Source organism: Paenibacillus sp. J2R1T-4 (genome assembly GCF_059692235.1).
Genome location: NZ_JCAUBA010000022.1, coordinates 1 through 17294 on the forward strand (window position 1 = coordinate 1; position 17294 = coordinate 17294).

The following is a 17294-nucleotide window of genomic DNA, read 5'->3' on the forward strand; positions in this document are numbered from 1 at the left end:
GCTTTTTTCCTTGCTTGAATCAAAAAACAAACGGCACAGGGCTTTTCCCATGCCGTTTCGCTTTTCATTTTTATTCCCGGTTTTGTCTTGGAGTTTAACTTAATGACATTGACCGGAAACGGCCTCCCTTTTTGTGTCGCTTTGTTTGGGCCAATTGAGCCCGCAGTTCTCAAGGGCCAATCCCGAGCCTTCTTGACTCGCTCGGGATTGAGCCCGCAGCTGTGAAAGGGCCAATCCCGAGCTTCCTTGACTCGCTCGGGATTGAACCCACAGCTCTACAAGGGCCAATCCCGAGCCTTCCCTGACTCGCTTGGGATTGAGCCCACAGCTCTCAAGGGCCAATCGCGAGCGAGTCAGAGAAGCGAGGGATTGAACCCGCAGTTATGCTCTTAGACTAGGTATCGCCCTGATCGGTTAATATAATAGGGCCGTTCTCTGTGATCGCCACGGTGTGTTCGTACTGGGCGCACAAGCTGCCATCGATCGTCCGGACCGTCCAGCCATCGTCTTCGATTCGGCCTTGATAGGATCCCAGCGTTAACATAGGTTCAATCGTTATGACCATGCCTGGTTTCAGGCGCACTCCTTTGCCAGGGATACCGTAATGCAAGACGACTGGTTCTTCATGCATCGAGCTGCCTATTCCATGCCCTGTGAAATCACGGACAACTCCGAACCCATGCATCTCTGCATAGGACTGAATGGCGTGCCCCACATCCCCTAAGCGATTACCTGCAACAGCTTGGGCAATACCTAGATACATGCTTTGTTTGGTCACTTGCAGCAGCTTTTTTGCTTGTTCGGACACTTTCCCAACTTCATAGGACCATGCCGAATCGGCTAACCAGCCGTCTTTGTTCACAACCATATCAATGGTTACGATATCCCCGTCCTTCAACTGCTGGGATCCAGGAAAACCATGACAGATGACTTCATTGACGGATGCACAAGTTGCGTAGGGGTATCCGTGGAAGCCTTTTTGTTCAGGGGTTGCGCCATGATTCAGCATGAATTGCTCGGCAAAGCGGTCGATCTCAGCTGTAGTAACTCCAGGACGAATTCGGGAACGCAATTCACGATGGCAAGCGGCCAGAATCTGGCCTGCAACACGCATAGCTTCTATTTGGGCTTTCGATTTCAGTGTGGTCATACAAAACCTCTTTTCAATAGATGTTCCTCTGCTGTTGTAAGGAATAGGCAGAGCGTTTTTTTTACAGTATACTAGTTGCATGCCAAATATGCGAGAGGTAGAAGAATCTTGAGAAAACCGAAACTATTCGAGCTAGACCTAGTCAGAGCTGTAGCCATCGCAGCTGTATTGATTATCCATGGGACGGCATCCGCCACGGTGGATATTCCTGCAACAAGCCGATCTCAGCTACTATACGACATTGTGAACAAGCTAAGCAATTTCGCTGTGCCGCTATTCCTTATTTTGAGCGGTTTGGTACTGTTCTACAGCTACATGGACACTTGGAAGGTCAAGAATATATGGACGTTTTATCGTAAAAGACTGCAGTATATTCTTATTCCTTACTTGATCTGGTCGTTCTTTTATTATGTGTTCTATCCAGCGATTACGCCTGGGTGGGGGATTGAGATCAAGTGGCTTGATTTCCTGGATAAACTCCGTTGGGCGGAGACGAGTTATCACCTCTATTTCATGATAATTATTATGCAGTTCTATGCGTTATTCCCGCTTGTTGTGACATTGGCCAAGTATTGGAAGCTCTTTCGCAACTATTTATGGGTGTTCGGGATTCTGATCCAAGGCGCTGCCTTTGCATACAATCTCTATGTGGAGCCCATCGCTCATCGGGATGCGCACTTCCTGACTTACATAGCCTTGTTCTTTATAGGCGGCTCACTGGGCATTCATTATGCGAAGATCATGGAATGGCTGAATCGCAACATCTGGTGGGTTCCTGCTGCAACAGTAGCTACCGGGTTCCTATTCTTCCTGCTGCTTTTTGCGGCTCGTCAGGGTATTAATTACGGTGCTTACTCGTATGAGGTGTTGTTTAATCTGTACCCTGTAGGGATTGCTCTTAGTTCGATCTGGATTGGACGTCGGTTGTTAACTTCCGCACCTCGGACCAGTCGAATTTTATCTTCAATGGGAGCCGCTTCATTCGGGATCTATTTTATTCATCCCGCGCTATTAGCGTACTGGGCGATGACTATTCAAGCCGGACCGCTCAGCGCTGCCTACCATGGAGAAGTATTCGGCGGACTAATCCTTCTGTTCACAGTGCCCTGGTTAATCGTCCTCGCCTTAAAGAAAGTACCCGGGAATTGGATCTTGTTAGGGAAGTAAGGGAAGTGGATTAAGCTTCTTAACGAGAGCTGGATATGCTGAACGAGAAACAGCCCCTGCATCCACATGATTCATTGTGGTGAAGGGGCTGTTTCTCGTTGGTGCTTGTAAATCAGTTCATTTTGGATTTCAGTTTGACCGTTTGGATCGTTTGTGCCGTAAAGCCCAAGTACAAACCAATTACACCGATAATGAGATGCATAACATTTTCAGCATTCTCCATGTGCATGAGTCCGAGCATATTCGGCACCATGATCCCGATAATCCCTAAAGCTACATACACTAGACCTAACACTTTGGCGAATTTCACCGCAGTATCTTCCGTCCTCATCGCCGCCAATCCAGCTGCTCCAACGACCAAGTGGATAATATTATGGGTGATGTCAAAATGAATCAAACCGAACAGCTCATGCGTAAAAAAGCCAATAATGCCAAGCAACACAAATAATACACCCACCAAACCCGCAAACGGCTTAACCATGTCCCCTACCTCCTCAATGGATTGTCCTTTACACTAGTGCCACTTGTTGTTCTACTCTATCCATATGAACCTGTCCGAGAAAAAAGTACAAGGTTATAAAAGTCCGTCTAAAGCAAGTTTCAAGTAATAAGCACGTAAACTCATTGAGGAGAATAAGCCTTCATAGGGTTCATTACTCTAGATAGGTATTACTGGATGCTTTTATTCAGGATATAATTCACATCTTGCAGCAGCATCTGGACAAATGATGAGTCGATAGCCTTCCCGTCTTGTGCTTTCAGTTGATTTACAAAAGCCTTCAAGGCATTTTCCAGTTTTTCAGCATCGTTCTGCACTTCCACAGCGTGCTGCACCTTGGCAGATAAACTTTGCAAGATCCCATCCTTGCTGATCCAGCCTTTTTCGGCTCCTTCTTTCAGCACCTCCAAAAGGTGGGTTGAGTCTATATCGATGACAAGATGGAATTCCCGAACCGATTCGTTACCGGCGCGGTCAACCGCTGCAACCCGAATGATGTGATCGCCTACTGCAAGTTCCAGTGGTGAAATTGTAAAGGCAGCATCGCGTGAGAGCCCATCCAAGGTGACGCTAAGAGAAGATACACCGGTAATGATATCATCCGCGTAGACGTTCATTGTTACCGTGTCGCTGTGCCACGCTCGAGTTGGACCGCTAAGCGTGATTTGCGGCGCTGTCATATCCACCGTTACGGCGGCCGTAGCCGTAAAACCGCCTTCCTCAGTTACGGCGGTAACCGTCGTACGCCCGTCGCTGACTGCCGTAACCGTGCCGTCTTCATTGACGGAGGCGACGTCCGGATTGGCAGATGTCCAGCGAACCTCTCGGTTCGGCGCAGTGTCCGGAAGCACCCGTGCTGTCAGCTTCATCTCCTGATCAAGGCCGGTTAGCAGGAGCTCAGTGCGATCCAGCTCGATGCCAGTCACCGGAGGGGGGACGGAATCATCGACCCAACGGAACAGTTGATAGCCCATATTGAAGTAGATATTTCCATAGGAGTCTGCAGTAGCGTTCCTGAAATCACTGACGCCATTATACAGTATGGTTACATTTTTCGTAGTTGTATCTATTTTGAAAAGATGGGTTTTAATCGTACCGAATATCGTATTGCTTCCGGCTCTTCCTAAAACTAAGGATCCATCTTTTTCAACAGCAGCTGTCGGTCCATAGCTAACGTTTGCAAATTTTTGAGCATGATATTCGATCGTGTTCGTAGCTGGATTGAAGATGAACAAATATCCTTCCGACAATCCCCAGATTTTATGATCAGTCCCCACGATGAGCGCCGTAATAGCTTGTGAGGATACCGGCATCGTATAGGTCGTGTAAGCACCGGTTGCTACATTTAGTTGGACTAACTTCGCTTCCGTTTCCGATGGAGTCGTATTTTTGCCGCCGGCTATTGATGAGCCCGCATATACATACCCGTTATGGTAAGCGACAGAAATTATGCTTTGATTAGGAACAATATCTCTAAAAACCTGAGTGGTGTCCGTCAAAGTGTCATAAATAGAGAGGGCGCCCTTTGACTGTCCAGACGCAGGTACTGTGCCTATGAATATCTTGTTATCCCCTTGAGCCATCCCGTAGGGGCGTTCCTGTAAATGTGTCGTACCCAAGTCTAGAAACTTAGTCGGTTTCCATGGCTGGGTAAAATCGTTTTTATAGATACCAGCATTAGGGTAGCCCCCCATGTAGAGATGGTTGCCTTGTGAGACCATGCCTTCTATTTGGGGAACGCCGTACAGCATCTTGTTTTGATCACTGCGCATGGTTGTATATTCGGCCAGATTACCTGAAAGAAAGCCGCCAGCATAAATTTTCTCATTGGGCCCCGTCCCCATTGAATTAATGTCCGTAGGAACGCCTTGAAGACCGGATATTAGCATGCTGCTGAAATTTTTCGTCGTTGGATTGTATTTAGACAGCATGATAGTGCCTGAAGCGTGGCTGACGAAGACAAGCGATTCTCCCGGATAATTGACTTGATCGTCCAAGGTGGCGAATCCCCACGCATAGCCGTTTGAAGAGCTAGGTACTGGATTGTTGTCCGGACCGAGGACAGCTTCAATCGTCTTCGTATTCACATCGTATGACTTTAAGCCTTGGTAGGAATGGTAAACTTTTCCATCTTTAATAGGTGACACTCCGAACGAATGCATAGGGAATTCCGCATCCACAATAGTCGTGATGGTGCCGTCCGGATTATCTGACACGTCTAACACAATTCCTTTATTTTGCGGGACGACCCGGGCAAACACTTTACCGCCCTCGTAGTTCAACTTATCGACGGCAGTATTAGCATCTGCGATGGTGGAAGGAAGCAGGTTGTCGTTGCGCTGTCCCCCAACGTTTTCAAGTCTTGTAATTTGAGCTTTTACACCCCCGGTCCCTGCGTAGAGTACGTTGTTGGGAGCGTCGAATGCAACGGAGTATGTATATTCGGATCCGGCAAAGAACGGCTTAGGTGCAAATGTGAAGAAACCCGCACCGGGTTCATATTTGAACACACCGGACTTCGGAAATGTACCGCCGTATACTTTACCCGCTTGATCGCTTGCGGCAAGCCCGAGAATATAAGTGGCGTCTGGTATCGCCCTGCCCAGCAAGATAGGCGCTGCTGTACCAGGCGTGTATTGATACAAATATCCTTTCGGATATGTACCCATATAAACTTTGTTATCAATAGTTGTAGCGGCAGAATGCGCATAAGTCCCCCCCGGCATATCCATGAGCTTCTGAACGGTCCCCATGTTGATGTCCACTTCCGCCATCTTGGAAGTAATGCCAGTAGATCCGCTTACCCCTAAGTAAAAGGCAGGCTTCCCATTGCCATCCAACGCCAGAGTCGCACTTCGTATTGCCGTATTATAGACGACAGGTCCCACATTTGTAAGACGATCTGAGACCAAGATATCATCCCAGTAAACCGTGCCCATGTTGCCTGCGTTACTATAGAGCAAGACCGCTACATAAGCTGTTCCAGCCGGTGCAACCCCTCCGGTTTGCAGGTAGGACCACTTATTAGTAGGAGAACTCTTGCTGACAAATGTAGAAGTGAGCAGTGTTTTCGAGCTGTTGTAAAAGCGAAGATACAAGTCAGCACTTCCGCTGGAAATATATGCCCACGAATAGGAATAATAGCTTCTACCTGCAGTAGCAGGCAAGTAGTCGCTTTGAATTCCGAACGAACCCGTAATTGAAGTGTCCTCAATCTTGATGCTTTTATTACCTGTATGACTCTGTTCTGTAGAGACAGTAATTCCGCCAGCACCTATGTTTTGTGTCCAATTCGCCTTATCGGACTCGAAACTGTAGTTTGGTATGAGCATATCTGCGGCTTGCGCTGGAAGAAGGGGTACAAAGGTAACAAGTAAAAATATAATGCAAAGTATTTTCTTGAGCATTAAACTAATCCTCCTCTTGATTAATAGGCATGCACAGCATGGAACCAAAAATAAGTGATCTCTTCTCCTTTCTGTTGAAAACGTTTTCATAACAAGGTAAATTATACCAATGCAAAGCCGAGGAAGTGAGTCAATATTTAAAATATATAGGCCATTTCGTTACCGGCGCTTCAGATAACACGATACGCAAAGCACAGACATCACTTAACAGTAGGACATGAAGACGGATTTTCCGCTTTAGAGCACCGCCATGCAGCGGTTCGCGGGCTGTAGCGCGGAATTTCCGCTTTAGAGCACCGCCATGCAGCGGTTCGCGAGCTGTAGCGCGGAATTTCCGCTTTAGAGCACCACCAAGCAGCGGTTCGCGGGCTGTAGCGCGGAATTTCCGCTTTAGAGCACCGCCGAGCAGCGTTTCGCGAGTTGTATAGCGGATTTTCCGCAAAAAAAACCTGGCCGGATGGTTCTACGGTCAGGTCCTGGAGGTTGAAGACGGAATATTCCGTTCCAATCTAATCTCGACTCTGGATAACTAAAAGGAGGCCCTCGCTCACTTCGATTCGTCCAATAGGCTCTTGCAGGATGTTGCTGATGCCAAGCGATTGTCCAATCGAAAGTGTTGCTTTTAACAATGGATACTGAAAACCAATCAAGGTGATACCGAAAACTTCGAGCGTTAGCGGCAGCAAAGAAATATGGGTGAAGTCGCCGCGCTGAATAGTAGAGGAGCCTCTGCCGATGATCCGCACTTCATTGTTGGCATCCACGATGCGGCAAGGAATTCTCCGATCCAGGCCTTTGCGAAGCAAATGAACATTCGCCAGCGAATGATCGAACCTGCTTCCCAGGGCACCGAATATAACAATCTCTAACGGAGGTTTCGATTCTGGAAACCAGTCTAGCGCTCGTGAGAACGCCATCTCGGTATCGGTCCAATCCTTCATAACCGGATCGCAATCTTCGAAGCTGCTGCTCGCTCCACGAACAAGCTCGAGCTCCTCAGCTGTGACCGAATCGAAATCCCCTAGCGCGAGATCCGGCGTAAATCCGTTTTGAACCAGGAACAGCGCTCCGCGATCTGCTCCGATCAGAATATCTTCGGACCTAACTTCGCTTAACGCCCACTCCCCGAGTGTACCGCCTGTAAAAATCAGAATGCGTTTATAATCACTCGCTGATGGAACCCCGGCACGGACTGCCGCACCTTGGCTAACAGAAACCGAGCCCATCCCATGTACACCCAGACTGCTCCGCCCAGATACTGATCCTGACACTCCACCGGACCCTATCTGCTCCTTATCACCCTCAACAACTGCTTCAGGATGTGATCGGGTCGTCCTTGACTCTGCCACAGCTACACAATCCCGGACATTAGCTTGCAACGTCCTGACTTCCTCGTTCTTCATCTTCTCCTGGCCACTGAATAGATCCAGCCCTTCTTCGACCTCGACCCATCCATTACTCGACAGCCGGCTTTTGCTCATGGTCGACATATCGCGCTTCCCCCCATTCAAGGTTCGCTTGACCTTGGGTCAAGTCCGTCATCCACGCTGTGAAGCGATCACGCTCCGCATACAACGGCAAACAGACCAGCGTCACCTTATCGGTGAACTGCGTGTCGCCCATCAGCATTTGCCGATTGCGCAGCTCGTTCTCTATCTTGCCTAGCCAAGTGTAATCGACCGCTACAAGCACCTCTTGATGCAGCACCCGATAGATCGGCTCACCCGAGACAAGCCCTTCCACCGTTGCGTCTGTATAGGCCCGAACCAATCCGCCAGCGCCAAGCATGATTCCCCCAAAATAACGAGTCACAACAACGACCACATTTTTCATCTGTTGATGCTTCATCACTTCCAAGATGGGTTTGCCTGCTGTTCCGCTAGGCTCTCCATCATCAGATGCTTTCTGGAATTGGTCCTTGTCGCCGATCAAATAAGCTGAACAGTTATGGGAAGCGGACCAGTGCTCCTTCTTGATCCGCTCGATGAATGCTACGGCCTCATCCTCTGACTCTACCGGCATGACATGCCCGATAAAACGAGACTTCTTAATGACGATCTCCGCCGAATTAGGGCGTTTAATCGTGCGATAAAGCTCCAACATCGGCGTAACACCGCCCTTTCTATCCCATGCTAACTGCTCTATTTGCCATCGCCTAGTCTTGCTTCCAGCTCCGCTTTTTCCTTCTCGAAGCCGGGTTTGCCTAGCAGTGCGAACATGTTCTTTTTATACGCTTCTACACCAGGTTGATCGAATGGATTAACACCTAACAGGTAGCCGCTGATGCCGCAAGCTTTTTCGAAGAAATAAACCATATATCCGAATGAATACGGCGACATATCCGCAATGGTAACGATTAGGTTCGGCACGCCTCCGTCCGTATGGGCAAGCATGGTGCCTTGGAACGCTTTTTTGTTCACGTAATCCATCGTTTTTCCTGCCAAGAAGTTGAGCCCATCCAGGTTATCCGCGTCTGTACCAATCTCGATCTGCTCTGACACTTCCGCCACCTGAATGATCGTCTCGAACAAGTTGCGTGCGCCTTCCTGCACGAACTGACCCATGGAATGCAGGTCTGCTGAGAAGTCTACAGCTGCCGGGAACAAGCCTTTGTTGTCTTTCCCTTCGCTCTCGCCATATAGCTGCTTCCACCATTCCGATACATAATGAAGGGAAGGCTCGTAATTAACCAGGATCTCAATCGCTTTACCTTTGCGGTGAAGGGCATTACGAACAGCTGCATACTGATAGCATTCATTCTTGCTGAGATCAGGCTCAGAATAAGCCTCAGCCGCGTCTTGCGCCCCTTGCATCATCGAGGCGATGTCAATGCCTGCCGTAGCGATAGGCAACAGACCTACTGCTGTAAGCACGGAATACCGCCCGCCCACATCATCGGGGATAACGAAGGTTTCATAACCTTCTGCATCTGCAAGCTTTTTCAAAGCGCCCTTGGCACGGTCGGTTGTGGCATAAATTCTGCTGCGTACACCTTCCTTACCATATTTCTTCTCGAGCAAATCACGGAAAATTCTGAAGGCTACAGCCGGCTCGGTAGTCGTCCCAGATTTGGAAATGACATTGACGGAGAAGTCTTTACCTTCAATGAGCTGAAGCAGATGAGTTACGTATGTAGAGCTGATATTGTTACCTACGAAATAAACAGCAGGGGTAGTCCTTTGCTCAGGTGAGAGCATATTATAAAAGGAATGGGTCAGCATTTCCAAAGCAGCGCGAGCCCCCAAATAAGAGCCCCCGATCCCAATCACGATCAGAACTTCAGAATCTGCTTGGATCCGCTTGGCCGCGTTACCAATTCTAGCAAATTCTTCCTTGTCGTAAGCAGTCGGCAAATCGATCCAGCCCAAGTAGTCGGAGCCAGCGCCCGTCCCCTTGTGAAGCTGCTCGTGAGCCAATCGAACCGGTCCTGCGAAATAGTCTATTTCGTGCTGCTGTACGAAGTCCAGTGCCTTGCTGTAGTCAAAATGAAGCTTCTGCGTCATATAAAATCCCCTTTCGATTTTTTCAAAACTAGCATACTTGAATTAACGGGCCAAAACAAGTAAAGTGAAAGGATTCACACGGTGTAGTGGAAATGCTACAATAGTGACTGGAAAACTTATTAGATCGTGAAGACGCTTCACAAGTATATTAGAGGTGAGCGAGATGAAGAAAATTGGCTTTATCGGCCTTGGGACGATGGGAGCTCCAATGGCAGCAAATTTGCTGAGAAAAGGATATTCCATAACCGTATATAACCGTTCACTGGAAAAAGCAGAAGAGCTAGTCGGTCTAGGCGCTTCAGTAGCAGGAACCCCAGCAGATGCGGCACGTAACGCGGATGTTCTTATTACCATGTTGACCAATGATAACGCAATCCGTCAAGTTTTCTATGATGCATACGGGATCCTGGAAGGACTCCGATCAGGGATGACGATCATCGACTGCAGCACGATCTCTCCCCACACCAGCAAAACCTTATACGCAGAGTTGGCTGAGAACGGAGTGCGGTTCCTTGATGCCCCTGTAACCGGGAGCAAGCCTGCGGCGATTAGCGGTTCGCTTGTGTTCATGGTTGGCGGCGACGAAGAAGTGTTAGAAGAGCAGACGGACGTATTTGAAGCAATGGGCAGTAAAATCATTTATATGGGCTCAGCAGGATCAGGCTCTTACGCCAAGCTGGCTCATAATACAATTGTAGGCATTAATGCCATTGGATTTATTGAAGGTCTGTCGCTTGCAGCAAAGGCCAATATCCATCTCGACAAATTCTTGGATATCGTTCTGGCTGGAGCCGCATCCAGCAGACAAGCTGAATTGAAAGGTCCTAAGATTCTAGCAAGAGATTTCGACGTGCAGTTCTCCATGCAGTTGATGCACAAGGATCTGCGTATTGCAACCCAATTGACTGATCAACTGCAACTGACAACTCCTATGCTCGGCATGGCCAAGAACGTATTCGAGATGGGGCTCAGCAAAGGATTAGGAGACAAGGATCTATGCGCAGTCGCACAGCTCTATGAGGAATGGATGGGAGCCGCAATACAGCGTCAGGAAGCTCCTGCCTCGGAAGCGATTCTGCAAGCTGAGAAACCTTTCGTAGAGCGTCGTAAAAGCATTCGTCTGCCCATGGAGATCCCTTTATTGTTATCCGTCTATCAATGGGAGCAAGAAGGCGCATTCTCCGGTCAGAACATTGAAGGCTACTTATTCGATCTATCCGAGAATGGACTGCAGATTGCGAGCACGTTCCCGCTTGCACAGGATATGTTCGTAGTCATCCATTTCCCGCAGCAAGCTGATCTACCGCCGATAACGGGCCGGATCATCCGTATTTTCGCCGAGGGTGACATCTTCCATTACGGATGCCTCTTGTCAGGACTTCCCCCTTCTACCAGAATCAAGCTCGAGGAATACATCCAGAGCCAGCTTCAGCACCAAGAAGAGGAAGGTTCGGAGGGAGAGCGGGAACAATAATCGTGTTATACAAGTCCAGCGATGGCCTTGTGGACGGAAGGAATTCCGATCTGCAAGGCTATCGCTGGTTTTCATGCGTTCATGAAATTGGAGCACTAATCTGCGAACTTCCCTTCTAGCCGAAAGAACAACAGTAATCCGTAACGGTCTTCACATCAAGCTTGAACGTGGTATTAGCTGCTACCTCGAACTGAGTACCTGCTCCGTAGGACTTCCACTCGCTATCACCTGGCAATAACACAAGAAGCTCACCTGAATAAAATTCCATGATTTCTTTTGAATCCGTGGAGAACTGGAATTGGCCGGGCAGCATAACTCCAAGTGTTTTCTTCGACCCATCCGGGAATATAAGAGTACGGCTTGTTACTTTTCCATCAAAATACACATTTGCTTTGTGCAACACCGTTACATTGTCAAATTGAGACATGAGGACGATTCTCCTTTAATAGATATAGGCTGGGTTAGAATCATATATAAGACACCTTCGAATAAAGGCCGCTGCTTACAGCAGCGCCTTTACCTTGGAAACTACATTATCTACAGTGAAACCATATTCAGCGATGATCTTGTCGCCAGGCGCGGAAGCCCCGAAGGTATTGATTCCAAGTATAGCACCGCCATCGCCTACATAGCGCTCCCAACCAAGCGGATACGCCATCTCTACTGCCAGACGAGGCTTGACCTCAGGCAGAATGACGGAATCTTTGTATTCTTGCGATTGCTTCTCGAACAGCTCCCAGCTCGGCATGCTGACTACGCGGACTTGGATGCCCTCAGCGGCAAGCTTCTTCTGTGCACCAATCGCTAATTGAACCTCAGAGCCGGTAGCCAGAATCTGCGCTTGCGGCTTGCCGTTCTCGGCATCCGACAGCACATAAGCGCCGCGATGGAGGTTCGCATATGCCAGCTCGTCTGTACCTGGCAGAACCGGCAAGTTCTGACGCGTCAACACGAGCGCGAACGGTGTGTCATTGTGGCTAATCGCATAATGCCACGCTGCTGATGTCTCGTTCGCATCACCAGGACGAAGCACGGTCATACCTGGAATAACGCGCAATGCAGGCAATTGCTCGATCGGCTCATGCGTCGGTCCATCTTCGCCAACTCCAATGGAATCATGCGTCAAGACGAAGATTGCAGGCAGCTTCATCAGAGCAGCGAGACGAACAGCAGGGCGCAGGTAGTCAGAGAATACGAAGAAAGTACCGCCGAATGCGCGCAATCCGCCATGAAGCATCATTCCGTTAAGTGCGCAGCCCATGGCGAACTCTCGAACACCGAACCAGATATTGCGACCGCTGTAGTTCGCAGCGCTGTAGTTGCCGCCGTCTTTGATCATGGTATTGTTGGAGCTGGCCAAGTCAGCCGATCCGCCGACCAACTGCGGAAGACGCTTAGCGATTGCATTCAAGGCATTACCCGAGGAAGCGCGAGTCGCAAGAGGCTTGTCTGCTGGCGTATACTTCGGCAGGTCTGCGTCCCATCCTTCTGGCAATCGACCGTTAACAGCATCGTCGAACTGCTTCGCAAGCTCAGGATAAGCCGCGCTATATTCAGCAACCAGCTGCTTCCAAGCTGCTTCAGCCTGCTCTCCGTTGCTCTTCACTTTGCCGTATTGCGCATATACTTCATCCGGCACCAGGAAATCTGGCGATTCCGGCCAGCCATAGAATTGCTTCGTTAACAGGGTCTCTTCTTTACCAAGCGGGGAGCCGTGAGGTCCGACGTGGCCACCCTTACCGCCTTTATTCGGGCTTCCGAAACCAATTGTTGTCTTAACTTCAATTAATGTAGGGCGAGTAGTATCCGCTTTGGCTTCGCTAATCGCACGATCTATGGCAACCAGATCATTCTGCTCTTCAACACGAATCACCTGCCAGCCATATGACTCGAAGCGCTGTTGGACATTCTCGGAAAAAGACATATTGAGATCGCCATCCAGCGAGATATCATTGGAATCGTACAATACGATCAACTTGCCTAACTTCAGATGTCCCGCAAGAGACACAGCTTCGGAGCTTACGCCTTCCATCATATCGCCATCGCCGCAAATAACATATGTGCAGTGGTCGATTACTTTATATTGATCCCGATTGTAGGTCTCCGCTAAATGAGCCTCTGCCATCGCCATCCCTACAGCCATACCCATACCTTGTCCCAGAGGACCTGTCGTAGCATCAACACCCGCTGTGTGGCCGAATTCCGGATGACCTGGCGTGCGGCTACCCCATTGGCGGAAGCTCTTCAGATCGTCAATCGTAACATCGTACCCGCACAAGTGCAAAAGACTGTACAAGAGCATGGAGCCATGACCTGCCGACAGAACAAACCGATCACGATTGATCCAGCTAGGGTTGGAAGGATTGTGATTCATTTGCTGTGTCCACAGCACATAAGCCATAGGGGCCGCGCCCATAACGATTCCCGGATGTCCGGAGTTCGCTTTCTCGATAGCATCGATCGCAAGCGTGCGTATCGTGTTGACCGACAGTTGATCGATCGTTGAATTAATTGGTGACATGATTTGTCCTCCTATAATTTATTGCTGTATGGCTTTTCTTGCTGCCCAGCCTCCGGGCCGTAACGATCGAATCCGCCCGTGGGTGCTTGCATTATTGTAACATTTGCTTTCTCGCTTTGCTACTGTACATCCGTGAAATTATCAACTCGATTCCGCTTGCAGCTTCACAGCACATCCTGCATGTGCTGCAGCCATTGCGATTGACGATAAACTCCAGGGCTTACCCCAATCCTTTCGCGAAACATTCTTATAAAATAGTTGTCATCTGAATAGCCTACTCGAGCGCCAATTTCACCTACTGTGAGCCCTGATTGACGCAGTAATCGCTTCGCTTCTTCTATTCGCAGGTAATGCTGATATTTCAGAGGGCTCATCCCCGTATGGCGCTTCAGACATCTAGCTGCGTAATCGAGATTATAGTGGAGGGTGTGCTCAAGCGCTTGCGCATCAAAAGGCTCGGTGTAAGTACGCTGCAAGGCCACTTTCATCTCTTCACAGATTCTCATGGAGCGGGAAACCTTCTCATGCTTCAGGCCGACTTGAAGTCTTACCAACATCTCAGCCAGCTTCGCTTGCAGATAAGCGGCATTCTCCTGACACAACGTCCTGTGCAAAGCAACCATTTCATCCAAAAGCGGTCGAATACTGATCAAGTCGATACTCGCATACTTAGGCAAATACAAGTGCTGCTCGGTCGGGGCAATGTCCTGATCTGTCCCTTGCGGCAGGATCGCTGACCATGGGATCGAATTGGAATCGATGGATCGGCAGGGCAGGCTATGTTTGAGATGCACCCAGTAGACCTCCGTCAGCTCCTTGCAGGGATGATGCCCCCAATGCTGCAGCCCAGGCTCAAGCAGCAATAATTCCCCCGGCTTCACTTCATAAGGTTGTCCTTCCTCTGTCATGTACAGGGTACCTTTTACCACAATAAGCAGATCAAATACTTCAAAAGCGCGTCTGAAATGTTGACTGCCAGGCCTCCATATACTATGCCCCACAGTCAGTAAAGAAGGAAACGGGGGGATGAATAGCTCCAATACTTGCATGCAAACCTCCAAAAGTTATGAAGTGCGATGTTAGATTTAGGTCGATAATGTGCTATTAGTAGTCGGTTTATTCCCTATTGTAGCAAGTTCAACCCCTTTATTGTAGACACATAAGTAAAAATAAAAGGTACAAGGAGCGATCAACGAAATGCGTTTTCGCCAAGTCCATCTCGACTTCCACACATCAGAGGCTATCCCAGGAATCGGTCAGCATTTCTCCAAACAACAGTTTCAGGACATGCTTCAGCAAGCCGCAGTGGATTCCATAACCGTATTCTCCAAATGCCATCATGGTTGGGCTTATCATCCTTCGGAAGCCAATGAGCAGCACCCGCACTTATCCATAGATTTGTTGGGGGAGATGATTGCTGCAGCCCATGAGATTGATGTCAAAACACCCGTGTATTTATCAGCAGGCCTTGATGAGAAATTAGCTCGACGCCATCCGGAATGGCTGATCCGAAGTGCCGATGACCGTACACGCTGGGTGGATAGCTTCATGAAGCCGGGGTATCACGAGTTCTGCCTGAACTCCCCTTACCTCGATTTGCTCATTAACCAGGTAGAAGAGGTCGTAACGAACTATGATGCAGATGGGATCTTCCTCGATATCGTAGGCGTGCGAGAGTGTTATTGCCATACTTGTGTAGCTCAGCTGCGGGCAGAAGGGTTCGATCCTCGCGATAAAGCAGCTTCGCGGCTTCTCCATGAGCGGACTTATTCCAATTACACCGCACGTGTTCGTGAAGCTATTGACCGCATTAAGCCGGGCCTCCCCGTGTTCCATAATGGCGGGCATATCCGCTGTGGACGCCGTGATCTAGCAGCAATGAACACACATCTCGAGCTGGAATCGCTGCCGACTGGGGGCTGGGGGTATGATCACTTTCCTTTCTCTGCTCGATACGCGCAGGGACTAGGCATGCCTTTCCTCGGTATGACGGGCAAGTTCCATACTACATGGGGCGAATTCGGAGGGTTCAAACACCCGAATGCCCTAAAGTATGAAACCGCCTTGAGTATCGCTAACGGCGCTCGCTGCTCCATCGGGGATCAATTGCATCCTTCCGGAATAATGGATGAGACGACCTATCGGCTGATTGGTGCGGCATACCGCGAAGTCGAAAGGAAGGAAGAATGGTGCTCTGATGTCACATCGGTCGCCGATATTGGGCTATTGGGTATTGAAGCCTTGCAATCATCAATCGGGAATGAAGCAAGCCGAGTGGGCATGTCAGATGCTGGCGCAGTGCGGATGCTGCTCGAGGGCAAATTCCTGTTCGACGTACTCGATTGGAAGAGTGATCTTGAACGATACAAGGTGTTGATCCTGCCGGACTACATTACGATCACGGCTGCTCTTCGTGATAGGCTTAATCGCTATCTCGCTGCTGGGGGCAAGGTGTTGGCGACAGGGCAATCCGGGATGTATTCGGAGGATGTCACACATAGTGACAGAAGTGGAAGTGGCTTCGCCATCGACCTCGGTGTGGAATGGAAAGGTATTAATCCTTATCAGCCGGATTATTTCCAGCCTCATTTCTCCTTGCCTAGTCTTGGTGAAGGCTCGTTCATCTTCTACTCACCAGGTCAGCAAGTATCGCTCACGAATGACGGTGTCGAGTTAGGTATTCGGCACAACCCTTACTTCAACAGAGAGGTATTCACCTTCTCTTCGCATCAGCACACGCCAAGTGCTATGCGTAACGATGGTCCCGGCATGGTTGAGCATCCCAATGGGATTTATATCGCCTGGAATGTGTTCGAGGATTATGCGACCAAAGGCAGTCTGCCACTGAAGGAAACCGTCCACTATGCGCTGAATCGGTTGTTACCCAAACGCACCCTTCAGACCAATTTGCCGGCACAAGGGGTCGTAACATTAATGCATCAGGCATCCGAGCATCGTTATGTGAACCACCTGCTCTATGCTTCTCCCGTTAAACGCGGTAAAGATATCGAAGTCATCGAGGATATTGTTCCGCTATTCGATATTACTGTAAGTGTCTTACTCCCAACTGCGCCCAAGCGGGTTTATCTCGCTCCAGAACGGCGAGAGTTGGCCTTTGACTGGGATGGCAGCCGCGCTTCTTATACCGTGCCCAGACTTGAATGCCACCAGATGGTTGTGCTGGACGTCTAGTTTGAGTTCTTCACGTACTTTGAGCCAGCGTAAAGAATGGTTATCCGTGTTAAATGGGTATGTTTGCACGCACAGCAGATTTAACACGGATTATCCTTGTTACTTCGCTCAGCTTGCACGCAAATCCAGACTTAACACGGGTTTTCCTTGTTATTTTGTTCAGCTTGCTCACATACCCAGATTTAACACGGGCCTTCCTTGTTACTTCGCTCAGCTTGCTTACATACCCAGATTTAACACGGGTTTTCCTTGTTACTTCGCTCAGCTTGCTCACAAACCCAGATTTAACACGGGTTTTCCTTGTTACTTCGCTCAGCTTGCTCACAAACCCAGATTTAACACGGGTTTTCCTTGTTACTTCGCTCAGCTTGCTCACATACC

13 protein-coding genes are annotated in these 17294 nt (G+C 49.2%); 3 read left to right on the forward strand and 10 right to left on the reverse strand.

The annotated features are described in order from the left end of the window. Positions 1-394 precede the first annotated feature (394 nt). The gene (gene map, locus AC58QD_RS27040; protein ID WP_497338153.1) at positions 395-1150 is read right to left on the reverse strand and encodes a type I methionyl aminopeptidase; all 756 of its coding nucleotides are present in this window, start codon (positions 1148-1150) and stop codon (positions 395-397) included. 108 nt (positions 1151-1258) lie between these two features. Between map and AC58QD_RS27045 the strand changes: the two genes are divergently transcribed. After that, entirely contained in the window at positions 1259-2317 is a 1059-nt protein-coding gene (locus tag AC58QD_RS27045) for an acyltransferase (RefSeq protein WP_497338154.1), read from the forward strand. A gap of 112 nt (positions 2318-2429) precedes the next feature. On the opposite strand, the gene AC58QD_RS27050 is transcribed toward AC58QD_RS27045, so the two are convergent. From AC58QD_RS27050 to AC58QD_RS27075, 6 genes are all read right to left on the reverse strand, one after another. Then, positions 2430-2798, reverse strand: coding sequence for a DUF4383 domain-containing protein (locus tag AC58QD_RS27050; protein WP_497338155.1), 369 nt, complete (start codon positions 2796-2798; stop codon positions 2430-2432). 188 nt (positions 2799-2986) lie between these two features. Continuing rightward, positions 2987-6223, reverse strand: a complete 3237-nt coding sequence (locus AC58QD_RS27055) for an Ig-like domain-containing protein (protein ID WP_497338156.1) — start codon at positions 6221-6223, stop codon at positions 2987-2989. A gap of 130 nt (positions 6224-6353) precedes the next feature. After that, positions 6354-6665, reverse strand: a complete 312-nt coding sequence (locus tag AC58QD_RS27060; RefSeq protein ID WP_497338157.1) for a hypothetical protein — start codon at positions 6663-6665, stop codon at positions 6354-6356. A gap of 67 nt (positions 6666-6732) precedes the next feature. Then, positions 6733-7377, reverse strand: coding sequence for a thiamine diphosphokinase (locus tag AC58QD_RS27065; RefSeq protein WP_497338252.1), 645 nt, complete (start codon positions 7375-7377; stop codon positions 6733-6735). Between the two features lie 301 nt (positions 7378-7678). After that, positions 7679-8326, reverse strand: a complete 648-nt coding sequence (locus tag AC58QD_RS27070; protein ID WP_497338158.1) for a YigZ family protein — start codon at positions 8324-8326, stop codon at positions 7679-7681. Between the two features lie 38 nt (positions 8327-8364). After that, positions 8365-9726: a glucose-6-phosphate isomerase gene (locus tag AC58QD_RS27075; protein WP_497338160.1), complete on the reverse strand. Its 1362-nt coding sequence runs from the start codon at positions 9724-9726 to the stop codon at positions 8365-8367. 154 nt (positions 9727-9880) lie between these two features. Between AC58QD_RS27075 and AC58QD_RS27080 the strand changes: the two genes are divergently transcribed. Continuing rightward, positions 9881-11200, forward strand: coding sequence for an NAD(P)-binding domain-containing protein (locus tag AC58QD_RS27080; protein WP_497338161.1), 1320 nt, complete (start codon positions 9881-9883; stop codon positions 11198-11200). A 115-nt stretch (positions 11201-11315) separates the two neighbouring features. On the opposite strand, the gene ppnP is transcribed toward AC58QD_RS27080, so the two are convergent. The 3 genes from ppnP to AC58QD_RS27095 form a co-directional block, all read right to left on the reverse strand. Then, entirely contained in the window at positions 11316-11627 is a 312-nt protein-coding gene (ppnP, locus tag AC58QD_RS27085) for a pyrimidine/purine nucleoside phosphorylase (RefSeq protein ID WP_497338162.1), read from the reverse strand. Positions 11628-11702: 75 nt separating this feature from the next. Beyond that, positions 11703-13721 (reverse strand): transketolase, encoded by a 2019-nt coding sequence (tkt, locus tag AC58QD_RS27090; protein WP_497338163.1) that lies wholly within the window; start codon positions 13719-13721, stop codon positions 11703-11705. Between the two features lie 164 nt (positions 13722-13885). Then, positions 13886-14770 carry a helix-turn-helix transcriptional regulator gene (locus tag AC58QD_RS27095; RefSeq protein ID WP_497338164.1) on the reverse strand — a complete coding sequence of 295 codons (885 nt, stop codon included), beginning with the start codon at positions 14768-14770 and terminating at the stop codon, positions 13886-13888. 148 nt (positions 14771-14918) lie between these two features. On the opposite strand from AC58QD_RS27095, the gene AC58QD_RS27100 reads away from it, so the two are divergent. Then, positions 14919-16913 (forward strand): beta-galactosidase trimerization domain-containing protein, encoded by a 1995-nt coding sequence (locus AC58QD_RS27100; protein ID WP_497338165.1) that lies wholly within the window; start codon positions 14919-14921, stop codon positions 16911-16913. The last annotated feature ends 381 nt before the right edge of the window (positions 16914-17294 follow it).

Coding starts and splice junctions, on each gene's coding strand:
- map (WP_497338153.1), bottom strand. CDS start 1,150: ATGACCACACTGAAATCGAAAGCCCAAATAGAAGCTATGCGTGTTGCA.
- AC58QD_RS27050 (WP_497338155.1), bottom strand. CDS start 2,798: ATGGTTAAGCCGTTTGCGGGTTTGGTGGGTGTATTATTTGTGTTGCTT.
- AC58QD_RS27055 (WP_497338156.1), bottom strand. CDS start 6,223: ATGCTCAAGAAAATACTTTGCATTATATTTTTACTTGTTACCTTTGTA.
- AC58QD_RS27070 (WP_497338158.1), bottom strand. CDS start 8,326: ATGTTGGAGCTTTATCGCACGATTAAACGCCCTAATTCGGCGGAGATC.
- AC58QD_RS27075 (WP_497338160.1), bottom strand. CDS start 9,726: ATGACGCAGAAGCTTCATTTTGACTACAGCAAGGCACTGGACTTCGTA.
- ppnP (WP_497338162.1), bottom strand. CDS start 11,627: ATGTCTCAATTTGACAATGTAACGGTGTTGCACAAAGCAAATGTGTAT.
- tkt (WP_497338163.1), bottom strand. CDS start 13,721: ATGTCACCAATTAATTCAACGATCGATCAACTGTCGGTCAACACGATA.
- AC58QD_RS27095 (WP_497338164.1), bottom strand. CDS start 14,770: ATGCAAGTATTGGAGCTATTCATCCCCCCGTTTCCTTCTTTACTGACT.
- AC58QD_RS27100 (WP_497338165.1), top strand. CDS start 14,919: ATGCGTTTTCGCCAAGTCCATCTCGACTTCCACACATCAGAGGCTATC.